Source organism: Rhizobium sp. BK399, from assembly GCF_014194695.1.
In the GTDB taxonomy this organism is placed as follows: domain Bacteria; phylum Pseudomonadota; class Alphaproteobacteria; order Rhizobiales; family Rhizobiaceae; genus Rhizobium.
In genome coordinates, this window is the sequence record NZ_JACIAH010000006.1 from 144,353 (window position 1) to 170,164 (window position 25,812).

Here is a 25,812-nt window from a genome sequence, read left to right on the forward strand (position 1 = left end):
CCATTGCAACGCATTTGGTTTATAGGCAGCGCCAGCAATCGGGCTTTGTCCGGATGCATTCGCGGCCAAAGCTGGACGACATCCCGGCTTTTGGCGACCTAATCTCCTCTCATAGAAAGGAACATCCGATGTCGATTACTGCTGAGCGCAAGACGGCTCTCATCAAGGAATACGCAACGTTCGAAGGCGACACCGGTTCTCCGGAAGTTCAGGTTGCCATCCTGACCGAGCGTATCAACAACCTGACCGGCCACTTCAAGGACCACAAGAAGGATAATCATTCCCGCCGTGGTCTGCTGACGATGGTTTCCAGCCGCCGCTCGCTTCTTGACTACCTCAAGAAGAAGGACGAAGGCCGCTACACCAAGCTGATCGGCAGCCTGGGTATCCGCCGCTAATGATTTCTCGGCGGGCGCTCCCCCTTGGGACGCCCGCCGGATTTTTTTCGGGGAACCTTTCCCCACCCGCCACCCGTGGCGGATTGCCCGGCAGACCCGGATGGGCCGGTTCTGCCAAACCAACCGTTGACCTGTCATGGGGCAGGATTGCCGGATGCTTTCGGCCAGGGCTCGATGAGCTTTGGCCCGGTCTCTTCCGGGACCGTTGATGCAAAGCCTCCCGTTGTCTTGCCCATGATGTGTCACACCGATTGCGGTTGACCGTGTGCCGTGCCTTGGAGGGCAGGCGCGCGTTCCCGCATTGAAGGACAAGACATATGTTCGATACTCATAGTGTGGAAATCGAGTGGGCAGGCCGCCCGCTGAAGCTGGAAACCGGCAAGATCGCCCGTCAAGCTGACGGTGCCGTTCTCGCGACCTACGGCGAAACCGTGGTTCTCGCCACCGTCGTTTCCGCCAAGGCGCCGAAGCCGGGCCAGGACTTCTTCCCGCTGACCGTCAATTACCAGGAAAAGACCTACGCAGCTGGCAAGATCCCCGGCGGCTACTTCAAGCGCGAAGGCCGTCCTTCGGAAAACGAAACCCTCGTTTCCCGCCTGATCGACCGCCCGATCCGCCCGCTCTTCCCGGAAGGCTACAAGAACGACACCCAGGTCGTTGTCACCGTCATCCAGCATGACCTGGAAAACAACCCCGACATCCTGTCGATGGTTGCGACCTCGGCGGCACTCACCCTCTCGGGCGTTCCCTTCATGGGCCCGGTCGGTGGCGCGCGCGTCGGTTACATCAACGGCGAATACGTTCTGAACCCGCATCTCGACGAGATGGAAGAGTCGGTTCTCGACCTCGTCGTCGCCGGTACGCACGACGCCGTGCTGATGGTTGAATCCGAAGCCAAGGAACTCAACGAGGAAGTCATGCTCGGCGCCGTCATGTTCGGCCACCGTGGCTTCCAGCCGGTTCTTGATGCGATCATCAAGCTCGCCGAAGTGGCTGCCAAGGAGCCGCGCGACTTCCAGCCGGAAGACTATTCGGAACTCGAAGGCGAGATGCTGAAGCATTTCGAAGCCGAGCTTCGCACTGCCTACAAGAACACACAGAAGGCTGAACGCTACGCTGCCGTCGACGCCGTCAAGGCGAAGGTCAAGGCGCACTTCCTTCCGGAAGAAGGCGAAACCAAGTACACGGCCGAAGAAGTTGGCGCGATCTTCAAGCACCTGCAGGCAAAGATCGTTCGCTGGAACATTCTCGACACCAAGAGCCGCATCGACGGCCGCGACCTCGAAACCGTTCGTCCGATCGTTTCGGAAGTCGGCCTGCTGCCGCGCACCCACGGTTCGGCACTCTTCACTCGCGGTGAAACCCAGGCGATCGTCGTTGCCACGCTCGGCACCGGCGAAGACGAGCAGTATGTCGACAGCCTGACGGGCATGTACAAGGAGCGCTTCCTGCTCCACTACAACTTCCCTCCCTACTCCGTTGGCGAAACCGGCCGCATGGGCTCCCCGGGCCGCCGCGAAATCGGTCACGGCAAGCTCGCATGGCGCGCCATCCGCCCGATGCTGCCGTCTGCCGAGCAGTTCCCCTACACGCTGCGCGTCGTCTCCGAAATCACCGAGTCCAATGGCTCGTCCTCGATGGCAACCGTCTGCGGCACCTCGCTCGCTCTCATGGACGCCGGCGTTCCTTTGGCTAAGCCGGTTGCCGGTATCGCCATGGGCCTGATCCTCGAGGGTGACCGCTTCGCCGTTCTCTCCGACATCCTCGGCGACGAAGACCACCTCGGCGACATGGACTTCAAGGTTGCGGGCACGGCCGACGGCATCACCTCGCTGCAGATGGACATCAAGATCGCGGGTATCACCGAAGAGATCATGAAGGTCGCTCTCGGCCAGGCTCAGGGCGGTCGCACCCACATCCTCGGCGAAATGGCCAAGGCCATCACCGAGAGCCGCGGCCAGCTCGGTGAATTCGCGCCGCGCATCGAAGTCATGAACATCCCGGTCGACAAGATCCGCGAAGTCATCGGCTCCGGCGGCAAGATCATCCGCGAGATCGTTGAAAAGACCGGCGCCAAGATCAACATCGAAGACGACGGTACGGTGAAGATCGCTTCCTCGTCTGGCAAGGAAATCGAAGCGGCCCGCAAGTGGATTCACTCGATCGTTGCCGAGCCTGAAGTTGGCCAGATCTACGAAGGCACGGTCGTCAAGACCGCCGACTTCGGCGCCTTCGTCAACTTCTTCGGTGCCCGCGACGGCCTCGTCCACATCTCGCAGCTCGCTTCCGAGCGCGTTGCCAAGACCCAGGACGTCGTCAAGGAAGGGCAGAAGGTCTGGGTCAAGCTGCTCGGCTTCGACGAGCGCGGCAAGGTCCGCCTGTCGATGAAGGTTGTCGACCAGGCAACCGGCCAGGAACTTCCGGCTGCTGAGAAGGCTGAGAAGAAGAAGGAAGATGCGGCTGAGTAAGCCGCGCCTTTCAAACCGTTTGAGGGCGTGGGAGTTTTCCCGCGCCCTTTTTGCATCCGAAGAGAAGAGACCATGAGCCGCGAGACACTGAAGACACTGTTCCATCCTTTTGCCAGCGGCACCGTCGACGCGCCGGGCGAGGGCGAACGCGTACTCTTCCTTGGCGCTGAGGCAGGCTTCGCTGTGCCAGAGGGCTTTGCCGCCTCGCTGAGCGCCGTACAGGGCTTCCGGCCGCTGTACCGACAGCTACTCTCCCAGCGCATCGAAACCACGCCTGAGATCGAAGGCGAGGACTACGATGCCGCGCTGGTTCTCTGCAACAAGCACAAGGGCGAGAACGAGGCCAACATCGCCACTGCGCTTCAGCGCTTGAAGGCGGGCGGCTTGATTGTCATCGCCGGCGGCAAGGAGGATGGCATCCAGTCGCTTCGCAAGCGCATGGAGGGGTTCGGCCTTGAGATCGAACACATGCCCAAATATCACGGCGTGGCGCTGTGGTTCGCACGGCCGGCCGACGTCAGCGAGGTCGTCAGCAAGCTTTCCAAGCCGTCCGTGCGCGTGGATGGCCGTTTCCTGGCTGCAGCTGGCATGTTCTCGCACGACCGTGTCGATGATGGCTCGGAATTGCTCGCCTCGCGTCTGCCCGCCGATTTTACCGGTGACGTCGCCGATTTCGGCGCTGGTTGGGGGTATCTCTCCGTCGAATTGGCAGAGCGGTCTCCGGGCGTCAGCCGTCTTGACCTCTACGAAGCCAACTACGCCGCTCTGGAAGCGGCAAAGGCCAATCTGGAGGAGAACTGCCCCGACGTGCCTGCGCGCTTCTTTTGGCACGATCTGGCCGGCGAACCGGTCAAGGACAAGTACGATCTCGTCATCATGAATCCGCCCTTCCACGAAGGCCATGCGGCGGAGCCATCGCTCGGCCAGGCGATGATCAAGACAGCCGCCTCGGCGCTGCGTGGCGGTGGTCGCCTGCTGCTGGTCGCCAATCGCGGACTGCCTTACGAGCCTGTGCTGGCCGCGAACTTCAAGGAAAGCGGCGAAACCTGCAGGAACGCCCGTTTCAAGGTCTTGTGGGCAAAGAAGTAGTCACCTCGCATAGCCGGCCTTCGCGGATCTGTTAGAGTTGCCCCCACGAGCTTACAAGCGGGAGGGGAAGCCATGGAAACGGAAGCCAACAAGGACATCGTCAGAGCCTATGTCGAGGCGTTCAATCGCTTCGACATGGTGGCGTTGCGCGACTTGTTTACCGCGGACGCGCGGATCTACGGCGTTCTGGGATATGGTGGCCTCGATGATGTCGAGCCGATCTGGCACGAGCTTCACGACGGCATGAACATAAACCTTGAGATCCTCGATATCGCTGCCGAGGGGCAGAATGTCGTCGTCCGGTACAGGGAGACCGGGCGCTATTCCGGCTTCTTTCGCGGCCTCGTGGGTCACGATCCGACCGGTAAGAGCTATGACGTCACCGCGATGGAATGGTTCGTCATCGAAAACGGAAAGATTACGACGCGTTGGGGCGCCAGGGACTCAGCCGCCATCCTTCGGCAGGTCGTGCATCACTAGCCGATGCGCAGAAAGGAAAAGCCGGGCTCGAGCCCGGCTTTTTGTCTTACTCCACGTCTGCCTTGCGTAGCGCCTCAAGCGCCGGCATCGAGGTGATGTTGAAGCCGGCATCGACGAAGTGGATTTCACCGGTGACGCCTGCTGCCATATCGGAGAGCAGGTAGAGGGCCGAATTACCGACGTGGTCGATAGTCACGGTCTTGCGCAGCGGCGAGTTCTGCTGGTTCCACGACAGGATGGCGCGGGCATCCGAGATACCGGCGCCAGCCAGCGTGCGGATCGGGCCGGCTGAGATCGCGTTGACGCGAATACCACGCGGACCGTAGTCGGCGGCCAGATAACGCACGGAGGCCTCGAGAGCGGCCTTGGCAACGCCCATGACGTTGTAGTTCGGGATGACGCGCGTCGAGCCGTTATAGGTCAGCGTCAACATCGATCCGCCTTCGTTCATCAGCGGCGCCAGGCGCTTGGCGATCTCGGTGAACGAGAAACAGGAAATGACCATCGTGCGGCTGAAATTGTCGCGCGTGGTGTCGGCGTAAAGGCCCTTCAGCTCATTCTTGTCGGAGAAGCCGATGGCATGTACGACGAAATCCAGCGTGCCCCAGCGCTCCTTGATAGCTTCAACCGTGGCGTCGACCGAAGCGATGTCCTCGACGTCGCACGGCAGAACAAATTCGGATCCGACTTCAGCTGCGAGCGGCTTGACCCGCTTGCCGAGTGCATCACCCTGATAGGTAAAGGCAAGCTCTGCACCCTGTGCTGCCAGCGCCTTCGAAATTCCCCAGGCGATCGAATGGTTGTTCGCAACGCCCATGATAAGCCCGCGCTTACCCTGCATAATTCCCGTCATATTATTATCCGTTATAGCGCTGGAAGACGAGCGTGGCGTTGGTGCCGCCGAAGCCGAAGGAGTTGGAAAGCGCGATGTCGATCTTGGCATTGTCGATGCGCTTGCGCACGATCGGCACGCCATCGAATTCGGGGTCGAGCTCGGTGATATGGGCGCTTTCGCCGATGAAGCCGGCCTGCATCATCAAGAGTGAGTAAATCGATTCCTGCACGCCGGCAGCGCCGAGCGAGTGGCCGGTCAGCGACTTGGTCGACTGGATGTGCGGCATCTTGGAGCCGAACACTTCGCGGATCGCACCGATTTCCTTGCTGTCGCCGACAGGCGTCGAGGTGCCGTGGGTGTTGACGTAGTCTACATCGCCCTTCACCGTCGAAAGCGCCTGACGCATGCAGCGGATCGCGCCTTCGCCCGACGGAGCGACCATGTCGTAACCGTCGGAGGTCGCGCCGTAGCCGACGATTTCAGCGTAGATCTTGGCGCCGCGGGCCTTGGCGTGCTCCAGCTCTTCGAGAACCAGAACGCCAGCGCCGCCGGCGATGACGAAGCCGTCACGGCTGACGTCATAGGCACGCGAAGCCGTTGCCGGCGTGTCGTTGTACTTGGAGGACATGGCGCCCATGGCGTCGAAGAGGTTCGACATCGTCCAGTCGAGGTCTTCGTGACCGCCGGCAAACATCACGTCCTGCTTGCCCCACTGGATCATTTCGGCAGCGTTGCCAATGCAGTGCGCCGAGGTCGAGCAGGCCGACGAGATCGAATAGTTGACGCCGTGGATCTTGAACCAAGTGGCGAGCGTGGCGGACGCCGTCGAAGACATCGCCTTCGGCACGGCAAACGGGCCGATGCGCTTCGGGCTGTTGTTCTTGATGGTGATCTCAGCGGCTTCGATCAGCGTGCGGGTCGAAGGGCCACCCGAGCCCATGATGATGCCGGTGCGCTCGTTCTCGCTGTAGTCCTTTTCCTCAAGACCGGAATCGGCGAGCGCCTGCTTCATCGCGACGTGGTTCCAGGCGCCGCCCTGGGAAAGGAAGCGCATGGCGCGGCGATCGACCAGATCGGTCGGATCCAGCGAGGGGCGGCCCCACACCTGGCACTTGAAGCCGTGTTCGGCAAAATCGTTGGAGAAGGAAATGCCGGACTTGGCATCGCGCAGCGACGCAGTGACCTCGGCGGCATCATTGCCGATCGAGGAGACAACACCCAGACCCGTAACAACTACCCGTCTCATGTGTTTCGACCTTTTCGTTTTTTCTAACTTGGAAACCGGGCAACTATGCCCGGTGCAATCAGGCTTCTTTGTCCTTGGACAGGCCGACGCGCAGGTCGGTGGCCTGGTAGATGGTTTCGCCGTCAGCCTTCAACCAGCCGTCGGCAGTGCCGAGCACCAGGCGGCCGCGCATGACGCGCTTGAAATCGATGCCGTACTCGAGCAGTTTCGTGGTCGGGCGGATCATGCCCTTGAACTTCACTTCGCCGGTCGAGAGCGCCATGCCGCGACCGGGCTCGCCCAGCCAGCCGAGGAAGAAGCCGGTCAGCTGCCACATGCCGTCGAGGCCGAGGCATCCCGGCATGATCGGGTTGCCCTGGAAGTGGCAGGGGAAATACCAGTCGTCCGGCTTCACGTCGTACTCGGCGCGGATATAGCCCTTGTCGAAGGCCCCGCCGGTTTCGGAAATGTCGGTAATGCGATGAACCATCAACATCGGCGGGAGGGGAAGCTGTGCGTTACCCGGACCGAACAGTTCGCCGCGGCCGCAGGCCAGAATTTCCTCGTAGTTGAAGCTGGATTGTTTCGTCGCCATGAAAACTCTTATTCCCCCCGCAACTATGCCGATGGATGTGAACGTTTAGTCCAAGTTCAGCGGAAAATGAAGCATAAGCATGACTGAGCTTCACCCACCTTCGGAGGACCGGCTGCGCGCCTTATTTGGTGGTCGCATACAGGAAGGCCAAGCCCCCGGCCAGCACTAATTGCGCCAAAAGCCCGATTTTGCGGCGCTTTCACTCGCTTTGTCCCCATTGAAACTATTGAAACGCTTTTGCGCAAAAGTTATATGGCTAATGAAACCTGATTGCTTGACGCTAGATTAACTGGAGTTCGTTGGATGGTGGCAGAGGCCCCGCTTACCATTGAGGCACGGCTGAGACACGCCGGCCTTCGTCCGACGCGCCAGCGCGTCGCGCTCGGTGACCTCCTCTTTGCCAAGGGCGATCGACATCTGACGGTCGAAGAACTCCACGAGGAAGCCGTGCACGCGGGCGTACCGGTGTCATTGGCGACAGTCTACAATACGCTGCACCAGTTCACCGAGGCCGGGATGATCCGTGTTCTCGCGGTCGAAAGCGCCAAGACCTATTTCGACACAAACGTCTCAGACCATCACCACTTCTTCATCGAAGGCGAAAACGATGTGCTCGATATTCCGGTCAGCAACCTGACGATCGGCAATCTGCCGGAGCCGCCGCCAGGCCTCGAAATCTCCCATGTCGACGTGGTGATCCGCCTTCGCCCCAAACAGCGCTGATCTCACATCACGTCATCAGGGTGACGACCAGGCTTTGCCTTGTAGGTTGGAAAGGTCCAGCCGAAATACAGCGCGCCGCCACGCACCAGGAATGCAGCGCTGACACCAACTGCGGAAGCCGCATAAAGCGGCAGATCAAGTGCATTCGCGCCCGTGAATATGCCGCCGCCCACAAGCGCTGCGGTGATATAGATTTCTGGCCGTAACAGAACCGATGGCTCATTTGCGAGAAGATCGCGCAGGATGCCGCCAAACGTTGCCGTCAGTGTGCCCGTGACGATGCCGATCGTTGGTGAGCCGGTAGCAGCAAGGCCCTTCGCGGCACCCATGACGCAATAGGCGGAGAGCCCGACGGCATCCAGCCAGATCAGCAGCCGATAGCGCGACTCGACAAGGTGGGCGGTAAAGAACACCAGGAGGCCGACGGCGCAGCAGACAAGGACATAGGTCGGGTTCAGAACCCAGAATACCGGCACGCGGCCGAGCACAATGTCGCGCACCGTGCCGCCGCCGGTGCCGGTGACGATCGCAAAAAAGAGAAAACCGATCAGGTCGAGCTGCTTGCGCGAGGCTGCGAGCGCGCCCGTTGCCGCAAAGAGCGCAACGCCGGCATAATCCAGGTAGACGAACAGCGGCATGCAGTCCTCCAGGGCCGACGCGTATCTCTCCGAAATGAATCACGGCCGCAAGGGCGGCGCAAGGCGGATCAAGCAAACTGCGTGGCCAACAGCGCCCTTATCCGACCAAAAGAGAAACCCTTCGTGAAAACGCTCCTGATCGCTTTGAACATTGCTGTGCTGCTCGTTACCCCGGTTGTGGCGTTTGCCCAGCAATCGCTTATCTCGGACCCCGAGATCTACGAGAAGAAGCACTTCCAGGAACAGTGTACCAAAGCCGACTTTTCGGAAGGCTTCGTCATCCGCCAGGATATCAACAATGACGGCCTGATCGACGCTGTGGTCAATGAGGGCGAGTTGACGTGCGACGGCGAGAAGGGTCCGCAGTGCAACGACGACGGCTGCACCTACAATTTCTATCTACAGGTCGCAGAGGGCGGCTATTTCATGATCGCGACCGCCCAAGTCTACGGATACGACTTCGTGAAGCGCTTCGGCAACATGGTGCTGGCGATGAAAATGCACCCGCGCTTCTGTGATCGCCCGGATGCCGACAAGACAAAGGAGCCCTGTGTCGTCACGGCCCGTGTGCGCGGGACCAAGTTCGTGACGATCTCGAAGAAATAGCTGGTTCAGCCCGGATAGAGCTCTGAAGTGCGGCCGGCGAGATAGTAGCCGACCAGCCCGAACCACTCGCGGATTGCTGTTGCCAGGTTCTGGGAATTCCGGCTCGGCTGCGTGAAGTCGAGGCCAAGGCTTTCTCGCCCGTCGGTGCGGTAGTCCGTCGGCCACGGCACGACGTCGATCCCAAGCTTGCGGAAGATGCCGACCGATCGCGGCATATGGTAGCCGGAGGTGATCAGCAGACAGTTCGAAAGACCTTGGCTCGCCAGAAGCTCCTTGGTGTTCACTGCGTTTTCGAAGGTCGTGCGTGACGTCGTTTCTTCGACCAGCCGGTCTCTGCTGATGCCGAACATTGGGAAGAAGCGCGCCGATATCGCCGCGTCGCCTTCATAGATACCGGAGATCGATCCATCGCCGCCTGAAATCAGGATGCGGGCCTGCGGATATTTCTGTGCCAGGCGCATCGCCTCGACGAAGCGATCGGCGCCGGCATTGAGTTCGATGCCGTGGCGGGCGGTATTGACCTCATTCTCGAACGCGCCGCCGAGTACGATCATGCACTGCAGGCTTGCCGGATCCTGCGGCTTCAGAAACCGATCCTCGAGGCCCTGTAGCAGGTAGTTGCCGACGGTCGTGTAGAGGGTGATGAACAGGATGAGGCCCGCAATCGCTGTTGAAATGAAGCTTGTCGCGCGCCAGCGGACAACACCCGCCACCAAGGCAAGCGCGACGAAGAGAAAAGCGAGCGACAAGGGTTGGCCGAACACCCAGACGAGCTTCGAAAAGAGAAACAAGGATGACTTCCTCTAGCGGTTTCCTGGTGCTCTCTATCTGATTCGGTGGAGCTTTATTGCGACCGCGATTTCGTCTGCTTTGACGAGCGCGACGCAGCGTTGAACCGGCGTTGGGTGCGTTTCGGAATCAAAAGGGTAGCAAGCGCAACCAACATCGCAAAAACGGCTATCAGCCACAACGCCGCTGCCCCGGCGATTTGCGCCAACAGCGCTCCAACAATAGCCCCGCCCAGCATGCCGACCCATGGCACGATCTGGATGGTCCAATCCATTCTGTCGTCGCCGACGATCCAGCGTCCAAGGCCGCGTCCGAAGCGCGAGAGGGCTCCGGTGACATAGGTGAGACCGATCGGCAGCCCTTCGATCTGCTCGACCGCCGCGTTCACCATCCCCATGGAGGCAACGATGAGATAGAAGCGCGGCATCGCCAGGCTATCTCCTGCCATCAACGAAGCCGTTGCCAGCGCGATGCTGACGCATGACAAGACGGCAAACGTACGACGGTCTGCAAAGTGTGCGATCACGATGCCGACGGCGTTTCCAAGCACAAAGACCATGATCGCCGAGAGAAGGACAATTGCATGTCGCAAATTGCCGTCGCCAAGCGACAAGGCAGCCCGCGTCGTGTTCCCCGTCATGAACGACACGAAGTCTCCCGTCAGCGCGAGGCCGGTGGCATCCGTCATGCCTGCCAAAAACGAGATCGCGCCGGCAAGCGTCAGGCCCGTTGCCGTTCTACGCGCATGGATCAGCCGCCGCCGTCTTTCTCGTGTCATTGAACCAAGGCTCCAGTCCGCCGGGGAAGTCGGCATGGAAACCATAGTCGCCGTTGCTAAAAATTTGGCAAAGCCTCGGCGTGCAAAGCAAGTCGGCAAACTGTCAGTTGATCGTGACTGCGGCGAAGTCCGGCGTGCTCACCGCGTAACGCTGGCCTATCAGATCCTGATGGTGCGTCGGCCAGCTCAAGCCGGTGAGAGCTGCGAGGTAGGCGTCAGGAGGGGAATCGTCTTCGCTCCCCCGACGGTTCAGCATCCCTACCAATTCGCGGCCCTCGTCGATGCTCACCATATCCATGAAAAACCCGTCGAGCGCGGCCTTTTTCCCGGTCATGTCGTCAAACACCGTCCAGTAGATGTTGAGGTTCTTGTGCAGGCTGTACCTCGGGGCTTCCATGGCAAAATCCTCCAGCTTGCCAACATCGCTAGGCTTCTGTGCGAAATTCGGTGGTGGCGCAGGGACCTTCGAACACCCGGTTAGAAGACCATGGTCGCTCTGCGAAATGAATCCCACGTGCGTATGGACAGCCTATCCATTCAGATAGGATGCTGAGTGCCGGGAACCGAGAGGGATTTGCCGCGGCCCTTTGTAGGCAGAACGTTGGAGCGTAAGCATTTCAATGCAATAAGACGGTGAGCACGATCTGCGAGGAAGATTTGGTGGAGCTAAGCGGGATCGAACCGCTGACCTCTTGCATGCCATGCAAGCGCTCTCCCAGCTGAGCTATAGCCCCATCAAGGCAGTCCGGCGAGCCGGCCCTGGGATGCTTCGCGAAGCGCTTGCCTCGCGGAGTGGCGGCTTCTTACTTCCGGTTTTTGGAGATAGCAAGCCAAAAAAATCGGCCCGGCGAAATTTTCTCGTCCGGGCCGACACTTAATCAGATCAGACTTCGTCTTCGTCGCCGGTGACGCCGATGATGTCGCTCATGTCGTCATCGTCGTCATCTTCGTCAGCTTCGAGGAAGGTGTCGTCGTCGTCGCCTTCGATTTCGACGTCGTCGTCGCCCATGTCTGGGATGTCGTCGCCGGATGCGCCTTCATCGGCGTCCTCGAGCGAAACCAGTTCGACTTCCGTGCTTTCGGTATCGACTTCCGCGACCTCTTCTTCATCCTGGGCTTCGGCAGCCGCTGCAGCGGAGGTTTCCTCGAAGAAGGAGAGGGGATAGGACTTGCCCGTATAGGGGGAAACAATCGGATCCCGGTTCAGGTCGTAGAACTTCTTGCCGGTTTCCGGATCGGTACGCTTCGTTCCAAGTTCAGCTTTCGCCACTGTTAGCCTCGTGAGAATGGCCGAATCAAGATTCGGCAAATGCCGTGAAAACCGGCGTTCTATTCGGAATTTATAAGCCGGTCCCCATAATCGTTGCAGCTCGGCATGTCAAAGCCTAACTTCAAGCATCGCTGATGCAAGCCGGATGACCGGTGCCGCCAGTTGTGGTACTGAGCCGGCGATTGTTCATTTTCGGGGCAGATCGGCTTGTCGCCGGCTGCTGAATGGGTGCCAAGGAATGTACCAGCCACCGCATTTTCGCGAGGAAGACCTGGGCGTCCAGCACGCCCTGATCCGGGCGCATCCGCTCGGCATGCTGATTACGGCAGGCGCGTCGGGTTTGATGGCGAATTCGGTGCCTTTCCTTCTCGATTCCGCAGCCTCCGAAAAGGGGACGCTGCGTCTCCACCTCGCCAAGGCCAATACGCAGTGGCGCGATATCGAGGCTGGCGCCGATGTGCTCGCCGTCTTCCAGGGTGCTGATGCGTACATTACGCCGTCCTGGTACCAGGCCAAGCAGGAGACCGGCAAAGTCGTGCCGACCTGGAACTACACGATCGTACAAGCGAGGGGCAAGGCGCGCGTCATCGACGATGCGGATTGGCTGCTCCGGCAGATCAACGCGATCACCACGCAACAGGAAGGGCCGCGCGACAGGCCCTGGGCAGTGGGCGATGCGCCGGATGATTTCATCCGCGCGCAGATGAAAGGCATCATCGGCGTCGAAATCGAGATTGCCGCGATCGAAGGCAAGTGGAAGGTCAGCCAGAATCGGCCCGTTGCCGATCGCGAAGGTGTTGTTGCCGGTCTCGGCGAAAAGTCCGGTCAGGAAGACATGGTCGATCTCGTCCGTCGCTACGGCGGATTGACAGAGAAATGAACGGACAGATGACCATCAAACAGTTCACGATCGCCATCGATGGACCCGCAGCCGCCGGCAAGGGGACACTTTCGCGCAAGATCGCCGAGACCTACGGCTTTCACCATCTCGACACGGGGCTGACTTACCGCGCGACGGCAAAGGCCCTGCTCGATGCCGGCCTCACACTCGACGACGAGGCGGTGGCAGAAAAGATGGCCCGCGATGTTGAACTGGCGGGTCTCGATCGCGATATACTCTCGAAACACGAGATCGGCGAGGCCGCCTCGAAGATCGCGGTGATGCCTGGCGTGCGGCGTGCACTGGTGGATGCGCAGCGGCGGTTTTCGGAAAAGGCGCCTGGTACGGTGCTCGACGGCCGTGACATTGGCACCGTCGTTTGCCCGGCAGCGCCGGTGAAGCTTTATGTAACTGCAAGTCCCGAGGTTCGGGCCAAGCGCCGCTACGACGAAATAAAAGGCAAGGGAGGAATTGCCGATTTCGATGCCATTTTCGACGACGTCAAGCGCCGCGACGAACGCGACATGGGACGGGCTGATAGCCCTTTGAAACCAGCCGACGACGCGCACTTGCTTGATACGTCGGAAATGAGTATAGAGGCCGCGTTTCAAGCTGCGAAATCGATCATCGATGCAGCTTTGAGCCGAAATATCTGAATTCGAGCGATTTGCCCGGGCCGTGTCTGGGTCGCTTTTGAAGACTAAGCCTGAAATTCCGTCCAAGCGCCGGATTGCTTCCCGAGAGGAGGCGGACTGGGTTCAGGCCCGTTCAACACGAACCAACCGGCGCACACGTATCCGGATCCGGATATGCAGGAGATTTCATGTCAGTAGCTACTCCCTCTCGCGAAGATTTCGCGGCCCTTCTCGAAGAGTCCTTTGCCAAGCACGACCTGGCCGAAGGCTATGTCACCAAGGGCATCGTAACGGCAATCGAGAAGGACTCCGCGGTTGTCGACGTCGGCCTCAAGGTCGAAGGTCGCATCCTCCTCAAGGAATTCGGCGCCAAGGCCAAGGACGGCACTCTCAAGGTCGGCGACGAAGTCGAAGTTTACGTTGAGCGTATCGAAAACGCGCTCGGCGAAGCTGTTCTGTCGCGCGAAAAGGCTCGCCGCGAAGAAAGCTGGGTCAAGCTCGAAGCCAAGTTCGAAGCTGGTGAGCGCGTTGAAGGCGTTATCTTCAACCAGGTCAAGGGCGGCTTCACGGTTGACCTCGACGGCGCGATTGCCTTCCTGCCGCGTTCGCAGGTCGACATCCGTCCGATCCGCGACGTTACCCCGCTGATGCACAACCCGCAGCCCTTCGAAATCCTCAAGATGGACAAGCGTCGCGGCAACATCGTCGTATCGCGTCGTACGGTTCTGGAAGAATCCCGTGCCGAGCAGCGTTCTGAAATCGTTCAGAACCTCGAAGAAGGCCAGGTTGTTGACGGCGTCGTCAAGAACATCACCGATTACGGTGCGTTCGTTGACCTCGGCGGCATCGACGGCCTGCTGCACGTCACCGACATGGCATGGCGCCGTGTGAACCATCCGTCGGAAATCCTGTCCATTGGCCAGCAGGTCAAGGTACAGATCATCCGTATCAACCAGGAAACCCACCGCATCTCGCTCGGCATGAAGCAGCTCGAGTCGGATCCGTGGGATGGCATCCAGGCCAAGTATCCGGAAGGCAAGAAGATCTCCGGTACCGTCACGAACATCACCGACTACGGTGCGTTCGTCGAACTGGAGCCGGGCATCGAAGGCCTGATCCACATCTCGGAAATGTCCTGGACCAAGAAGAACGTACACCCCGGCAAGATCCTGTCCACGAGCCAGGAAGTCGAAGTCGTCGTTCTCGAAGTCGATCCGTCCAAGCGTCGTATTTCGCTCGGCCTGAAGCAGACCCTGGAAAATCCGTGGGCAGCATTCGCTCGCAACCATCCGGCTGGCACTGAAGTCGAAGGCGAAGTCAAGAACAAGACCGAGTTCGGCCTGTTCATCGGCCTCGACGGCGATGTTGACGGCATGGTGCACCTCTCCGACCTCGACTGGAACCGTCCGGGCGAACAGGTCATCGAAGAGTTCAACAAGGGTGACGTCGTCAAGGCTGTCGTTCTCGATGTTGACGTCGAAAAGGAGCGCATCTCGCTCGGCATCAAGCAGCTCGGCAAGGACGCTGTCGGCGAAGCAGCAGCTTCGGGCGACCTGCGCAAGAATGCAGTCGTTTCCTGCGAAGTCATCGCAGTCAACGATGGCGGCATCGAAGTGAAGCTCGTCGACCACGAAGACATCACCTCGTTCATCCGCCGTGCAGACCTGTCGCGCGACCGCGACGAGCAGCGTCCGGAACGCTTCTCGGTTGGCCAGGTTGTTGACGCCCGCGTCACCAACTTCTCCAAGAAGGACCGCAAGATCATGCTGTCCATCAAGGCTCTGGAAATCGCGGAAGAGAAGGAAGCTGTTGCTCAGTTCGGTTCGTCCGACAGCGGCGCTTCGCTCGGCGACATCCTCGGCGCGGCTCTGAAGAACCGCGGCGGCGAATAATCGCCAGCCTCAGGCTTGAAGAATAAAAGAACCCGCCGGAGCGATCCGGCGGGTTCTTTGCATTTGCGCTGCCCATGCAAGTGTGCGCGCTATTCCCAGTCGACCTTGCGCCGGTAGAGCATATAGGCGTCGTCCGCGTTTGCCGCTGCCATCGGCAGCGGCGGTGCCGGCCGGTGCGGCGGTGTCCCGGCCTTGATCGCGCTTTCTCGGGCGGCCAAGGCAGCGGCGGCCTCGTCGTCGATCACAACACCCGTCGGCTCCTCGTTCGACGGCTCGCCTTGCTTCTCCGCATCCTCCTCCTCCGACGACTCGCCGCCATTGTGATCCTGGCGATGCATCTCGCGGGCGCCGCTATCGTCGGCCTCGTCCTTTGAGAAATCGTAGGGCTGCATCGCGTAGGGCACGCCTTCGACGATTTTCATCAGTACCGGCGCATAGGTTTCGTCGATGGCCTGCTGTACGATCAAGGGCGGTGAGATTTCCGGAGCAGGATGCTTTTTCGCAGTTGTGGCAGCTGCTTCGCTAACCGGCTGTTCGGGGACAAGCGGCGATTGGCGCGCCACGCCTTCCGGTAGGGACGGGGCGCGATCATGCAGCGCAATCAACTCTTCCGGCAGATCGGCAAGGATCGTCTCATCGAGGATGATGTCGATTTCGACTGCAGGATCAGGATCGGCGACCTCGAGCAAAGCTTCGGCTTCCTGGTCCCGAATGATTGTCACGATCAGCTTTGTCGTATCATCCGAGAGCGACGCGGGTATCGCCGCCCAACTCTTCGGAATGATGGGATCGCCTTTGGATACGGGGTCGTGCGTGCCTGCCTGTGCGGCTTCCTGCGCCGGCTCGACTTTCTCCCCGGATGCGATGCTTTCATCCAAGACTTCGCCGATCTCGGGCAACGCTTCTTCGACCGTCGCCTCGACAGCCGGTTTGGTGATCGGTTTGTCCGCGGAATGTTCAATGGGTTGAACCGGCGCGCTGTCTGCATCGAGGTAGGCGGCGGCAACGAGCGCCGTCTGTCGCGGAGCCTCTGGCTCCCGCTTCGTCGTGACAGGAGCTCCCGGCGCTACAGTGAGATTGTCCCGATGGATGCTGATTTCGCCTCGCTGCTCCTGACGCGGCGGCGACGCATCGTTCTGGCCGTATGAGCGAACGACGGCGCGGGTCGCCAGATCGCGATCCTTGTACCGAATGGTTTCGAGATAGGTGGCGATGCGGGCGGCTTCCGGTCCGGCCGGGTTCCGCAGTGCCTCGGCCAACAACCGAAGCGGGACTGCGTGGCCTTGCATTGCAAGCTGACGCTCGAGCTGTTCGATTTTTGCGGGCGGCAACTTCTGAATCGCGGCCGCCAGGCGGGACGCAAAGGCCAGATCGGGTTCATCTTCCTCCCGCGGGATTGAAACCGCCTCGCTGGTCGCATTCAGCACATCAAGGAGGGCATCGACCATGCGGGCACGCACGGCCAGCAGGAGGATGTTGAGTTTGCCGGCAACAGACGAATTGAGATCCGCGCTCTGAACCTGGTGGACCGGCGCAACAGCGCTCGAAGCGCGCACCAGGACGTCGCCGCTCACGGCGGCCGTCTGGCCTTGGGAGGATAAACTCGTATTTGACGCTGAACGAACCGGAGTCAACATGTCATGCTCCTTCTTTCGTAAAGTGCGGTGAAAGCAGGTTACAAGAAGGCCGCGCTCATCCGGCCCGTCGCATTCCCCGGCAGTCCTATCTGCGCGACGTGGCGCTCCATCGCGCCGTCGAATGCATAAAAAGTGGTAAAGAATTTAACGACGCGGCGGTTAACGAATCGCTAATGATCGGTGCACGGCTGGGCCGCGCCGGTCCCATCTGTCAAAAAAGCCAGAAATATCTTAGCTGTGCGCGAAGATGTCAGCTTCTTCCCAGCCGAGCAGATCAAGCTTGGCGCGGGTAGGGAGGAATTCGAAGCAGGCTTTGGCGTGATCCATGCGGCCATCACGCACGAGCCGTTCGGTCAGCTTGTCACGCAGGGCATGCAGGTAAAGCACATCGGAGGCGGCATATTCCAACTGCGCCTGCGACAAGGTCGCGGCGGCCCAGTCGGAAGACTGCTGTGCCTTGGAAATATCAACCTCAAGCATTTCCTTGAGATTGTCCTTCAGGCCATGCCGGTCGGTATAGGTGCGGCTGAGGCGCGAGGCGATCTTCGTGCAAAAGACCGGCTGCGTAGTGACGCCGAATGTATGGAACAGAACGGCGATGTCGAAGCGGCCATAGTGGAAGATCTTTTGGCGGGAAGGATCCGCCAGCATCGCAATCAGGTTCGGTGCGTCCTTCTGGCCGGCAGCGATGCGGATTACGTCAGCCGAACCGTCGCCCGGCGAGAGCTGCACAAGGCATAGCCGGTCGCGGCGCGGCACGAGGCCGAGAGTTTCTGTATCGATCGCAATAGCTCCGGTGTAGCGCGCGGCATCCGCTGCAGAGATATCACCCTCATGGAAACGTATGGTGGCTGCCATCGATCTCGTCTCTCACTCAAACTGTCACTTCTGGCGCTATAGCGCAAAGCCATCGTGGACGATACCGCCAAGGCTTAGAATGTCGGCGGCGTGTTGATCCATATAAGAATGGTTTCGCCGTCGTGACGGTTCCGCCAGGAATGGTAGCGGCGGCTTTCGAAGTAGAGCGAGTCGCCGGGTCCGAGATCGAAGAACTGATCGGAATCGAGCACCAGTTCCAGCCGCCCCGAGAGCACGTGCATAAACTCCTCGCCTTCGTGCCGATAGGCGCCTTCACTTGCCGCGCCGGGCGCGAGCACAAAACGGTGGCAATCCATCATCGTACGGCCCTCGGCGAGAAGCTGAACCGTGACGCCAGGTGTCGTTTCGGGCCACGTGTGCCAGGCGCCTGCGCGAACCACCTCGGGCATGTCGTCTCGTTCCTCGCCGGAGAGACGGGAAACTGTGGTGCCGTAATATTCGGCAAGGTCGTGCAGCGTTTTGAAGCTCACGCCCTGCGATGTGCGCTCGAGGGTCGACAGCGTCGATGCAGCAATGCCGACGTCGCCTGCGACCTGATCCAATGTCTTCCCCGCGCCATGCCGCAGGCTCCGCAGCCGGCGCCCAAGATCAGACGTGTCCGCCGAATCGGAGCTTTCCGATGGCTCTTCGCTTTCCAGCGCTTCGCGGATGGCGGCCGGGTTGAGCCCGCGTTCAGTTCGATACCAGGCTATCTTTTTTATCCGCGCGACGTCTTCAGTGGTGTATTGCCTGTGCCCGGTCTCCGACCGATCCGGAACGACAAGCCCCTGGCTTTCCCAAAGGCGCAGTGTGGACGCGGAAACGCCCGCTGATTTTGCCGCCTCCGCTACCTTGTAGCGCACCGACGTCCCGTTGCTCATAAGCCAATTATTCCCGGTTCGTTTTGTTTTCTTGAGGCCGTCTCCGGCTCTTCTTTTCTTGCGCGACCATCGCCGAAAACGACGTCGGTTTGAAGCACAAAATGCCGCTTGATTTCTTGCAGGAAAAATGTAGGAATTTTTTACATGTCTTGCAGAAGTTATGCAAGATCGTTTCCCAACATTCCAGAGCGCAGGAACACACCGATGACCGCGACCACTCTTACAGACCGGAAGAATGCTGCCATTTCGCGCGGCGTTGGCATGACCACGCAGATCTATGCCGACCGCGCAGAGAATGCCGAGATCTGGGACAAGGAAGGTCGCCGCTATATCGACTTCGCGGCAGGTATCGCCGTTCTCAACACCGGTCATCGCCACCCGCGAGTGATCGCTGCCGTCAAGGAACAGCTCGATCACTTCACCCACACCTGCCACCAGGTCGTTCCCTACGAAAACTACGTGCACCTCGCCGAGCGCTTGAATGCGCTGACGCCCGGCAATTTCGAGAAGAAGACGATCTTCGTCACGACGGGCGCAGAAGCGGTTGAGAATGCCGTGAAGATCGCTCGCGCTGCCACCGGCCGCTCCGCCGTCATCGCTTTCGGCGGCGGCTTCCACGGCCGCACCTTCATGGGCATGGCGCTGACAGGCAAGGTCGTGCCCTACAAGGTTGGCTTCGGTGCGATGCCGGGCGATGTGTTCCACGTGCCGTTCCCGGTCGAGCTTCATGGCGTGACGCCGGATCAGTCGCTGGCCGCGCTGAAGAAGCTGTTTGCCGCCGATGTCGATCCGCAGCGCGTCGCCGCGATCATCATCGAGCCGGTTCAGGGCGAGGGCGGTTTCTACTCAGTACCGGTTTCCTTTATGAAGGCACTGCGCGAACTCTGTGACCAGCACGGCATCCTGCTCATCGCCGATGAAGTCCAGACCGGCTTTGCCCGCACAGGCAAGCTGTTCGCGATGGATCACCATGAGGTCGCCCCCGACCTGATGACGATGGCCAAGAGCCTTGCCGGCGGCTTCCCCCTCGCAGCCGTCACCGGCCGCGCGGAGATCATGGATGCACCGGGACCGGGCGGTCTTGGCGGCACCTATGGCGGCAATCCGCTTGGCATCGCGGCCGCCCATGCGGTTCTTGACGTCATCAAGGACGAAGATCTTTGCAACCGCGCCAACCAGCTTGGCAGCCGGCTCAAACAGCGCCTTGAATCGCTCCGCGAGAAGGCACCCGAGATCGTCGACATCCGTGGCCCCGGCTTCATGAACGCCGTCGAGTTCAACGACAGGACGACGAATCTGCCGAGCGCCGAATTTGCCAACAAGGTTCGCCTGATCGCGCTGGAAAAGGGACTGATCCTTTTGACCTGCGGCGTCCACGGAAACGTCATTCGCTTTCTCGCGCCGATCACCATTCAGGACAATGTCTTCGGCGAAGCGCTCGACATTCTGGAAGCCTCGATCCTCGAAGCAAGCGGCAAGTAAGGCGAAGGCCTCTTTGCCTGGAGTTACATGACATGGCATTCACGACTGCACTGACAAAACACGTTCCGTTTTCCTCGCCTTTCCTGCGCGACGCCGGTTACATCAACGGTGTCTGGACAGCTGGTGGCGCCACGAAGATTTTCGACGTCCTTAATCCGGCAACTGGCGAGGTTCTCGCCTCGCTACCAGATATGGGGGCAGACGAAACGCGGGAAGCAATCGATGCCGCCTATGCCGCGCAGCCGGCCTGGGCCGCGCGTCCGGCCAAGGAGCGCGCCGGGATCCTGCGCAAGTGGTTCGACCTGATGGTCGCCCATGCCGATGAGCTGGCGGCGATCCTGACGGCCGAAATGGGCAAGCCCTTCGCGGAAGCCCGCGGCGAGATCCTTTATGCCGCGGCCTATGTCGAATGGTATGCGGAAGAAGCCAAGCGCATCTACGGCGAGACGATCCCCGCGCCGTCGAACGACAAGCGAATGATCGTCATCAAGCAGCCCGTCGGCGTCGTCGGCACCATCACGCCCTGGAATTTCCCTGCTGCGATGATCACCCGTAAGATCGCTCCGGCGCTCGCCGTTGGCTGCACGGTCGTGTCCAAGCCGGCCGAGCAGACGCCGCTGTCGGCCTTAGCGCTCGCCGTCCTTGCCGAGCAGGCCGGCATTCCGGCCGGCGTCTTCAACGTTATCGTCGGTGAAGACGGCCCTACGATCGGCAAGGAACTCTGCGGCAACGCCAAGGTGCGCAAGATCAGCTTCACCGGCTCGACCGAGGTTGGTCGTATCCTGATGCGTCAGTGCTCCGACCAGATCAAGAAGGTCAGCCTCGAGCTTGGTGGTAATGCCCCCTTCATCGTCTTCGATGACGCGGATCTTGATGCGGCAGTCGAAGGCGCTCTGGCCTCGAAGTACCGCAACGCAGGCCAGACGTGCGTCTGCGCCAATCGTCTCTACGTGCAGTCAGGCGTCTACGATGCCTTTGCCGCCAAGCTGGCCGCGAAGGTGGAAGAATTGTCCGTCGGCGACGGCTTCAAGCAGGGCGTGACGATCGGCCCACTGATCGACGAGCAGGGACTGGCGAAGGTGGAAAGTCACGTTGCGGACGCGGTGTCGAAGGGCGCCAGGATCGTCACGGGCGGCAAGCGTGTCGAAGGTGCCGGCACGTTCTTCACGCCGACCGTGCTGACAGGTGTCACCCGCGAAATGAAGGTCGCTCGCGAAGAGACCTTCGGTCCCGTCGCCCCACTTTTCCGCTTCGATACTGTCGAGGATGTGATCGCGCAGGCCAACGACACCGAATTCGGCCTGGCCGCCTACTTCTTCGCCGGCGAACTCAAGAAGGTCTGGCGTGTCGCCGAGGCGCTCGAATACGGCATGGTCGGTATCAACACCGGCCTGATGTCAAGCGAAACGGCGCCCTTCGGTGGTATCAAGCAATCCGGCTTGGGGCGCGAAGGCTCACGCCACGGTGCGGAGGACTATCTGGAAATGAAGTATCTCTGCATGGGCAATGTCTGATCACTTGATCGGTCACGCCTTGAAAATCAACGGGATCGCCGGCAAAGGCGGTCCCGTTTTCTTTTCATCGGTAGAGCTGCTTCATGATTGCCGGGCGACCGGCTGCCAATCCGGCAGCGGGAAGACACGGTCGTATACCCAGTTGAAGACGAAGGCGTAGACCATGTAGAAAAGTGCGAAGGACACGTCCATCATCAGCGCTTGAACGACGCTGATGTCGAGGTACCAGGCGATCATCGGTAGCAGCGCCAAAAGCAGTCCCACCTCGAACATGACGGCGTGCAAAACGCGGATCGCGACACTCTTCCGTGTCCCGCCGGTCAGACGCTGCATCAGGTGGTCGAAGCCGAGATTGTAGATGTAGTTCCACAGCGTCGCCAGCGTCGCGCCGGCAACGCCGATCACGCCGATGTCGGCCATGGGCATGCCAAATGCCAGTGCCCCGAGCGGGGTGACGAGTGCTAATCCGACAAGTTCGAAGCTGATGGCGTGACGGATACGATCTGCGGTTTTCCGCATGACTACCCCCAGTGGGAATGTTCGGGTCGTCCCGAGTTGATGCCCATAGAGGGGGAGGTCGTCCTCACGCCCCTTTTAATAGGTATTCCGGCGGTCAAAAACAAGGGCTGCCGGCAACTCAGTAGTGCGGAGGTCGTGTGATGGCAGGGGCGTCGAGAGACTGCTCCTCAAGCGATAGGAACCGCTCCGTCAATCTATCGAGTTTGGCGCGCGTCTGCTCCACGACCTTCCATTGCTCGGTCAGCTGGTCGGATAGCTCCTCGATCGTCTTCGCCTGGTGAGCAACAATTTCCTCGAGCTTTATCACGCGGCTTGTCTCGTCGGACATGGAACCTCCTTGCCGCAAGCGGCCAATTTCGTCCGCATCTGAAAAGCGGAAATAGTCCGTGCGGTCAATCATTTCGAGGGGCGGGCAGGGCGATTTGCAAAACTGAACCGTTTGGTTACTAAAAGCCCTTGCCGCATTCCGACTTGTGGGATAGGCCGGTAGCCCTCAGGGAGGAATTCTTATGGATGTTGGAAACGGCTTTCTTCATCCGGACCGGCTCTTTCCAGCCGATCCGGCAACCCGAACGGTCGCGCGGGACCTTTACGAGACGGTTCGCTCATTGCCGATCGTAAGTCCGCACGGGCATACGGAGCCGTCGTGGTTTGCCGACGACAAGCCGTTTGAGGATGCGTCTTCGCTGCTCGTCATCCCGGATCATTATCTCTTCCGCATGCTCCACAGCGTCGGCGTCAAGCTCGACGATCTTGGCGTTCCGCGCCTGGACGGCAAGTCGGTCGCCAAGGGCCGCGACATCTGGCGCGCCTTTGCCGCGCAGTATCATCTCTTCCGCGGCACGCCCTCCAGCCTCTGGGTCGACCACGCAATGTCGGCCGTGCTCGGTTGCGAAGAGCCGCTGATGCCTGAAAATGCAGATGCGCTCTACGATCATATCAATGCGCAGCTGGCGCTGCCGGAATTCCGTCCGCGCGCCCTGCACAAGCGTTTCGGCATCGAGACGATCGCTACGACCGAAGGTGCGCTCGATCCGCTGGTGCATCACCAGAAGATGGCGGAAGACGGCTGGATCGGCCGCGTCCGCACCACCTATCGCCCGGATAGCGTCACCGACCCGGATGCCGTCGGCTTCCGCGAAAACCTCGTCCGGCTCGGCGAACTGACCGATTGCGATGTGACCAAGTGGGATGGGTTGATCGATGCCCATCGCAAGCGCCGCGCCTATTTCCGCCAATATGGCGCGACCGCCACCGACCATGGCGTACCGACGGCCTTCACCGCGGACCTGCCGCTTGCCGATAAGCAGCGCCTGCTCGACAAGGCGCACAAGGGCACGCTGAGCGCCGAGGACGCGGAACTCTTCCGCGGCCAAATGCTGACCGAAATGGCGGGGCTTTCGGCCGAAGACGGCATGACGATGCAGATCCACGCGGGCTCGCGCCGCAACACCGATCGCGAACTGTTCCAGACCCGCGGTCCGAACATGGGCGCTGATATCCCGACGCCGACCGCTTGGGTCGGCGGTCTCTCGGCCATGCTGGCAAAATACGGCCATGCACCCGGATTGCGCGTGCTGCTGTTCACGCTCGACGAGACGACCTATGCCCGCGAACTCGCGCCGATGGCCGGACATTGGCCCTGCCTGATGATCGGCCCGCCCTGGTGGTTCCACGACAGCCCGAACGGTATTCGCCGCTATCTCGACCAGGTGGTGGAGACGGCCGGCTTCGCCAATCTGGCGGGCTTCAACGACGATACGCGGGCGCTTCTGTCGATCCCCGCCCGCCACGATGTCTGGCGCCGCGAGGTTTGCCGCTTCCTGGCGCAGTTCGTGACCGAACACCGGATGTCCCGCAAGGAAGCCGAGATCGTCGCCGGCGAACTCTCCTACGGAAACGCGAAGAAGGCATACAAGCTGTGACTGAACGTCTGACGAGCCATTCCGGCCTGGCGCCGACCGCAAAGCTTCCCGGCTATGATCGCAAGGCATTGAAGCCGGGCATCCTGCATCTCGGCCCGGGCGCGTTCTTTCGCGCCCACTTCGCGCCGTTTACCGATGCTGCGATTGCCGTCGCCGGCGGCGATTGGGGCATCGAGGTCGCGAGCCTGCGCACAGCCGACGTCGCCGATCACCTGAACGAGCAGAACGGGCTCTACACGATGCTCGTGCGCGATACGTCTGGCACGACGGCGCATGTCATCGGCCCGATCCTGCGCGCCCATGTCGCGACCCGCAATCCCGGCGATCTGCTTGCAAGGCTGGAAGACCCGGCCATCCGCATCGTAAGCCTGACGGTAACGGAGAAGGCTTACGGCTTCGATTCCGCCGCGGGCGGGCTCGACCTGAAACACCCCGACATTGCTGCCGACCTTGCCAACCGCCATGCGCCGCGCGGGGTCATCGGCTATCTGGTCGAAGGTCTTGCGCGCCGTCGCGCCAAGGGCATAGCGCCATTCACGCCGCTTAGCTGCGACAACCTGCCGAGCAACGGCGCCGTATTGAAGCGGCTCGTGCTCGAGTTCGCCAGTCGCATCGATCCGGAGCTTCGCCAGTGGATCGAAACAAACGTACCCTTCCCATCGACCATGGTCGATCGCATCACGCCGGCAAGCACGGACGCTACCTATCGGGATGCCGAAAGGCTGACCGGCAGGCAGGATCTGGCGGCGATCGAAACAGAACCCTTCACGCAATGGGTGATCGAGGATCACTTCGCCAATGGCCGCCCGGAATGGGAAAAGGCCGGCGCGCTGATGGTTGAGGAAGTCTCGGCTTACGAAAAGATGAAGCTGCGGATGCTCAATGGCGCGCATTCGCTGCTCGCCTATCTCGGATATATAGGTGGCTATGAATTCATCCGCGACGTCATGGATGACACCGGCCTGGCGGCCCTGGCACGCCGTCACATGAACGCCGCCGCCGCCACGCTCGATCCTGTGCCCGGTATCGACCTAGAGGCCTATGCGGATGAGTTGATCGCACGCTTTGCAAACAAGGCGATCGCCCACCGCACCTATCAGATCGCCATGGACGGGACGCAGAAACTGCCGCAGCGTCTGCTGGAGCCCGCGACCGAGGCGTTGGAAAATGGCAGCAAGGCGGAAACCTATGTGATCGCAGTAGCTGCCTGGATGCGCTACGCTCTTGGCGTCGACAGGAACGGCGAACGCTACGAATTGCGTGATCCTCGCGCTACGGAAATTGCCGCTTTGCTGGCCGAAGTGCCGCGCAATGGCGGTGCCGTCTCGAAAGCCTTGTTCGGTTTGCCGGGCCTCTTTCCGGCGGCGCTGACGGGCAATATCGGCTGGGCCGAGGATGTGGCGAACAAGCTGGAGATCCTGATCCAGGACAACAGGCTCCCGCTGTTTTGAGGAAGAGCCTGCGACAGATTTCATCGTCGCAGGGGATTTTCACAGACAAGTGATCGCCGCACTTTTATCACCCTTGGCGGCTGTTCTTGCCGGCTTACCTGCGCCCAGCCCGTCATCCCTGTGCTGTCATAGGGATTCGGTGTGCCCCATCCTTGGGGTGTAGGAGGCACGGCTTATGGTCATTCACCGCGCCGACGCTCGGCGCCTGGTTTCCGGTGACAAGCACAGGAATGACCGTCTCTCA

The 25,812-nt window shown here is 60.5% G+C and carries 26 protein-coding genes and 1 tRNA gene; 13 read left to right on the plus strand and 14 right to left on the minus strand.

Annotation, left to right across the window (positions count from 1 at the left end; all coding sequences use genetic code 11):
- Nucleotides 1-128 precede the first annotated feature (128 nt).
- The 4 genes from rpsO to FHT97_RS14975 all read left to right on the plus strand — a co-directional run bounded on the left by rpsO (nt 129) and on the right by FHT97_RS14975 (nt 4,435).
- Nucleotides 129-398 (plus strand): 30S ribosomal protein S15, encoded by a 270-nt coding sequence (gene rpsO, locus FHT97_RS14960; RefSeq protein ID WP_016552226.1) that lies wholly within the window; start codon nt 129-131, stop codon nt 396-398.
- A 317-nt stretch (nt 399-715) separates the two neighbouring features.
- A complete protein-coding gene (pnp, locus tag FHT97_RS14965) occupies nt 716-2,866 on the plus strand; it encodes a polyribonucleotide nucleotidyltransferase (protein WP_183863249.1) in 2,151 nt (716 codons plus the stop codon).
- Nucleotides 2,867-2,938: 72 nt separating this feature from the next.
- Nucleotides 2,939-3,955 (plus strand): class I SAM-dependent methyltransferase, encoded by a 1,017-nt coding sequence (locus tag FHT97_RS14970; RefSeq protein ID WP_183753766.1) that lies wholly within the window; start codon nt 2,939-2,941, stop codon nt 3,953-3,955.
- Between the two features lie 72 nt (nt 3,956-4,027).
- Entirely contained in the window at nt 4,028-4,435 is a 408-nt protein-coding gene (locus tag FHT97_RS14975; protein WP_183863251.1) for an ester cyclase, read from the plus strand.
- 46 nt (nt 4,436-4,481) lie between these two features.
- Here the strand turns inward: FHT97_RS14975 and fabI are convergent, their stop codons facing one another.
- From fabI to fabA, 3 genes are read right to left on the minus strand one after another with little or no spacing between them, the layout of a single operon-like run.
- On the minus strand, nt 4,482-5,288 hold the full coding sequence (gene fabI, locus FHT97_RS14980) for an enoyl-ACP reductase FabI (RefSeq protein WP_183753764.1): 807 nt from the start codon (nt 5,286-5,288) through the stop codon (nt 4,482-4,484).
- 4 nt (nt 5,289-5,292) lie between these two features.
- Complete coding sequence (gene fabB, locus FHT97_RS14985; protein WP_183863253.1) at nt 5,293-6,516, minus strand: beta-ketoacyl-ACP synthase I; 1,224 nt, start codon at nt 6,514-6,516, stop codon at nt 5,293-5,295.
- A gap of 58 nt (nt 6,517-6,574) precedes the next feature.
- Entirely contained in the window at nt 6,575-7,090 is a 516-nt protein-coding gene (gene fabA, locus FHT97_RS14990; RefSeq protein ID WP_016552232.1) for a 3-hydroxyacyl-[acyl-carrier-protein] dehydratase FabA, read from the minus strand.
- 303 nt (nt 7,091-7,393) lie between these two features.
- On the opposite strand from fabA, the gene irrA reads away from it, so the two are divergent.
- Entirely contained in the window at nt 7,394-7,813 is a 420-nt protein-coding gene (irrA, locus tag FHT97_RS14995) for an iron response transcriptional regulator IrrA (protein WP_016552233.1), read from the plus strand.
- A 2-nt stretch (nt 7,814-7,815) separates the two neighbouring features.
- Here irrA and FHT97_RS15000 read toward each other — a convergent pair whose 3' ends face one another.
- Complete coding sequence (locus FHT97_RS15000; RefSeq protein ID WP_114710541.1) at nt 7,816-8,451, minus strand: trimeric intracellular cation channel family protein; 636 nt, start codon at nt 8,449-8,451, stop codon at nt 7,816-7,818.
- A gap of 123 nt (nt 8,452-8,574) precedes the next feature.
- Between FHT97_RS15000 and FHT97_RS15005 the strand changes: the two genes are divergently transcribed.
- The gene (locus FHT97_RS15005) at nt 8,575-9,057 is read left to right on the plus strand and encodes a hypothetical protein (RefSeq protein ID WP_183863255.1); all 483 of its coding nucleotides are present in this window, start codon (nt 8,575-8,577) and stop codon (nt 9,055-9,057) included.
- Nucleotides 9,058-9,062: 5 nt separating this feature from the next.
- Here the strand turns inward: FHT97_RS15005 and FHT97_RS15010 are convergent, their stop codons facing one another.
- From FHT97_RS15010 to FHT97_RS15030, 5 genes are all read right to left on the minus strand, one after another.
- The gene (locus FHT97_RS15010; protein WP_183863257.1) at nt 9,063-9,848 is read right to left on the minus strand and encodes a YdcF family protein; all 786 of its coding nucleotides are present in this window, start codon (nt 9,846-9,848) and stop codon (nt 9,063-9,065) included.
- 53 nt (nt 9,849-9,901) lie between these two features.
- Entirely contained in the window at nt 9,902-10,624 is a 723-nt protein-coding gene (locus tag FHT97_RS15015) for a YoaK family protein (RefSeq protein WP_183753761.1), read from the minus strand.
- A gap of 103 nt (nt 10,625-10,727) precedes the next feature.
- On the minus strand, nt 10,728-11,021 hold the full coding sequence (locus FHT97_RS15020; RefSeq protein ID WP_183863259.1) for a hypothetical protein: 294 nt from the start codon (nt 11,019-11,021) through the stop codon (nt 10,728-10,730).
- Between the two features lie 261 nt (nt 11,022-11,282).
- Nucleotides 11,283-11,358 (minus strand) — tRNA-Ala (locus tag FHT97_RS15025).
- A gap of 149 nt (nt 11,359-11,507) precedes the next feature.
- Nucleotides 11,508-11,894, minus strand: a complete 387-nt coding sequence (locus FHT97_RS15030) for a TIGR02300 family protein (protein WP_007798949.1) — start codon at nt 11,892-11,894, stop codon at nt 11,508-11,510.
- A gap of 238 nt (nt 11,895-12,132) precedes the next feature.
- On the opposite strand from FHT97_RS15030, the gene FHT97_RS15035 reads away from it, so the two are divergent.
- From FHT97_RS15035 to rpsA, 3 genes are all read left to right on the plus strand, one after another.
- Nucleotides 12,133-12,774 (plus strand): FMN-binding negative transcriptional regulator, encoded by a 642-nt coding sequence (locus FHT97_RS15035; protein WP_183863261.1) that lies wholly within the window; start codon nt 12,133-12,135, stop codon nt 12,772-12,774.
- A gap of 8 nt (nt 12,775-12,782) precedes the next feature.
- Entirely contained in the window at nt 12,783-13,430 is a 648-nt protein-coding gene (cmk, locus tag FHT97_RS15040; protein ID WP_183863263.1) for a (d)CMP kinase, read from the plus strand.
- 167 nt (nt 13,431-13,597) lie between these two features.
- Nucleotides 13,598-15,301 (plus strand): 30S ribosomal protein S1, encoded by a 1,704-nt coding sequence (gene rpsA, locus FHT97_RS15045; protein ID WP_114710594.1) that lies wholly within the window; start codon nt 13,598-13,600, stop codon nt 15,299-15,301.
- A gap of 89 nt (nt 15,302-15,390) precedes the next feature.
- Here the strand turns inward: rpsA and FHT97_RS15050 are convergent, their stop codons facing one another.
- The 3 genes from FHT97_RS15050 to FHT97_RS15060 all read right to left on the minus strand — a co-directional run bounded on the left by FHT97_RS15050 (nt 15,391) and on the right by FHT97_RS15060 (nt 18,677).
- On the minus strand, nt 15,391-16,875 hold the full coding sequence (locus FHT97_RS15050; protein WP_259126345.1) for a hypothetical protein: 1,485 nt from the start codon (nt 16,873-16,875) through the stop codon (nt 15,391-15,393).
- A gap of 294 nt (nt 16,876-17,169) precedes the next feature.
- Nucleotides 17,170-17,796, minus strand: coding sequence for a ribonuclease D (locus FHT97_RS15055; protein WP_183863267.1), 627 nt, complete (start codon nt 17,794-17,796; stop codon nt 17,170-17,172).
- Between the two features lie 74 nt (nt 17,797-17,870).
- Nucleotides 17,871-18,677, minus strand: coding sequence for a MerR family transcriptional regulator (locus FHT97_RS15060; RefSeq protein WP_183753750.1), 807 nt, complete (start codon nt 18,675-18,677; stop codon nt 17,871-17,873).
- A 204-nt stretch (nt 18,678-18,881) separates the two neighbouring features.
- On the opposite strand from FHT97_RS15060, the gene FHT97_RS15065 reads away from it, so the two are divergent.
- Both FHT97_RS15065 and FHT97_RS15070 read left to right on the plus strand, forming a co-directional pair.
- Nucleotides 18,882-20,159, plus strand: a complete 1,278-nt coding sequence (locus tag FHT97_RS15065) for a 4-aminobutyrate--2-oxoglutarate transaminase (protein ID WP_183863269.1) — start codon at nt 18,882-18,884, stop codon at nt 20,157-20,159.
- A 32-nt stretch (nt 20,160-20,191) separates the two neighbouring features.
- Complete coding sequence (locus FHT97_RS15070) at nt 20,192-21,673, plus strand: NAD-dependent succinate-semialdehyde dehydrogenase (protein WP_183863271.1); 1,482 nt, start codon at nt 20,192-20,194, stop codon at nt 21,671-21,673.
- An 81-nt stretch (nt 21,674-21,754) separates the two neighbouring features.
- On the opposite strand, the gene FHT97_RS15075 is transcribed toward FHT97_RS15070, so the two are convergent.
- Nucleotides 21,755-22,192 carry a PACE efflux transporter gene (locus tag FHT97_RS15075; RefSeq protein ID WP_183863273.1) on the minus strand — a complete coding sequence of 146 codons (438 nt, stop codon included), beginning with the start codon at nt 22,190-22,192 and terminating at the stop codon, nt 21,755-21,757.
- Nucleotides 22,193-22,310: 118 nt separating this feature from the next.
- Nucleotides 22,311-22,520: a SlyX family protein gene (locus tag FHT97_RS15080; protein ID WP_183863275.1), complete on the minus strand. Its 210-nt coding sequence runs from the start codon at nt 22,518-22,520 to the stop codon at nt 22,311-22,313.
- Nucleotides 22,521-22,701: 181 nt separating this feature from the next.
- On the opposite strand from FHT97_RS15080, the gene uxaC reads away from it, so the two are divergent.
- Complete coding sequence (uxaC, locus tag FHT97_RS15085; RefSeq protein WP_183863278.1) at nt 22,702-24,117, plus strand: glucuronate isomerase; 1,416 nt, start codon at nt 22,702-22,704, stop codon at nt 24,115-24,117.
- Entirely contained in the window at nt 24,114-25,568 is a 1,455-nt protein-coding gene (locus tag FHT97_RS15090; RefSeq protein ID WP_183863280.1) for a mannitol dehydrogenase family protein, read from the plus strand. The genes uxaC and FHT97_RS15090 overlap by 4 nt, the downstream gene beginning before the upstream one ends.
- Nucleotides 25,569-25,812: the final 244 nt, after the last annotated feature.

Bases quoted from the DNA above. Each gene is read 5' to 3' on its own strand.
- uxaC (WP_183863278.1), top strand. From the start codon at position 22,702: ATGGATGTTGGAAACGGCTTTCTTCATCCGGACCGGCTCTTTCCAGCC.
- fabA (WP_016552232.1), bottom strand. From the start codon at position 7,090: ATGGCGACGAAACAATCCAGCTTCAACTACGAGGAAATTCTGGCCTGC.
- FHT97_RS15070 (WP_183863271.1), top strand. From the start codon at position 20,192: ATGGCATTCACGACTGCACTGACAAAACACGTTCCGTTTTCCTCGCCT.
- rpsO (WP_016552226.1), top strand. From the start codon at position 129: ATGTCGATTACTGCTGAGCGCAAGACGGCTCTCATCAAGGAATACGCA.
- FHT97_RS15060 (WP_183753750.1), bottom strand. From the start codon at position 18,677: ATGAGCAACGGGACGTCGGTGCGCTACAAGGTAGCGGAGGCGGCAAAA.
- FHT97_RS15080 (WP_183863275.1), bottom strand. From the start codon at position 22,520: ATGTCCGACGAGACAAGCCGCGTGATAAAGCTCGAGGAAATTGTTGCT.
- irrA (WP_016552233.1), top strand. From the start codon at position 7,394: ATGGTGGCAGAGGCCCCGCTTACCATTGAGGCACGGCTGAGACACGCC.
- pnp (WP_183863249.1), top strand. From the start codon at position 716: ATGTTCGATACTCATAGTGTGGAAATCGAGTGGGCAGGCCGCCCGCTG.
- FHT97_RS15035 (WP_183863261.1), top strand. From the start codon at position 12,133: ATGTACCAGCCACCGCATTTTCGCGAGGAAGACCTGGGCGTCCAGCAC.
- FHT97_RS14975 (WP_183863251.1), top strand. From the start codon at position 4,028: ATGGAAACGGAAGCCAACAAGGACATCGTCAGAGCCTATGTCGAGGCG.
- FHT97_RS14970 (WP_183753766.1), top strand. From the start codon at position 2,939: ATGAGCCGCGAGACACTGAAGACACTGTTCCATCCTTTTGCCAGCGGC.
- FHT97_RS15000 (WP_114710541.1), bottom strand. From the start codon at position 8,451: ATGCCGCTGTTCGTCTACCTGGATTATGCCGGCGTTGCGCTCTTTGCG.
- cmk (WP_183863263.1), top strand. From the start codon at position 12,783: ATGACCATCAAACAGTTCACGATCGCCATCGATGGACCCGCAGCCGCC.
- FHT97_RS15075 (WP_183863273.1), bottom strand. From the start codon at position 22,192: ATGCGGAAAACCGCAGATCGTATCCGTCACGCCATCAGCTTCGAACTT.
- fabI (WP_183753764.1), bottom strand. From the start codon at position 5,288: ATGACGGGAATTATGCAGGGTAAGCGCGGGCTTATCATGGGCGTTGCG.
- FHT97_RS15015 (WP_183753761.1), bottom strand. From the start codon at position 10,624: ATGACACGAGAAAGACGGCGGCGGCTGATCCATGCGCGTAGAACGGCA.
- FHT97_RS15020 (WP_183863259.1), bottom strand. From the start codon at position 11,021: ATGGAAGCCCCGAGGTACAGCCTGCACAAGAACCTCAACATCTACTGG.
- fabB (WP_183863253.1), bottom strand. From the start codon at position 6,516: ATGAGACGGGTAGTTGTTACGGGTCTGGGTGTTGTCTCCTCGATCGGC.
- rpsA (WP_114710594.1), top strand. From the start codon at position 13,598: ATGTCAGTAGCTACTCCCTCTCGCGAAGATTTCGCGGCCCTTCTCGAA.
- FHT97_RS15055 (WP_183863267.1), bottom strand. From the start codon at position 17,796: ATGGCAGCCACCATACGTTTCCATGAGGGTGATATCTCTGCAGCGGAT.
- FHT97_RS15065 (WP_183863269.1), top strand. From the start codon at position 18,882: ATGACCGCGACCACTCTTACAGACCGGAAGAATGCTGCCATTTCGCGC.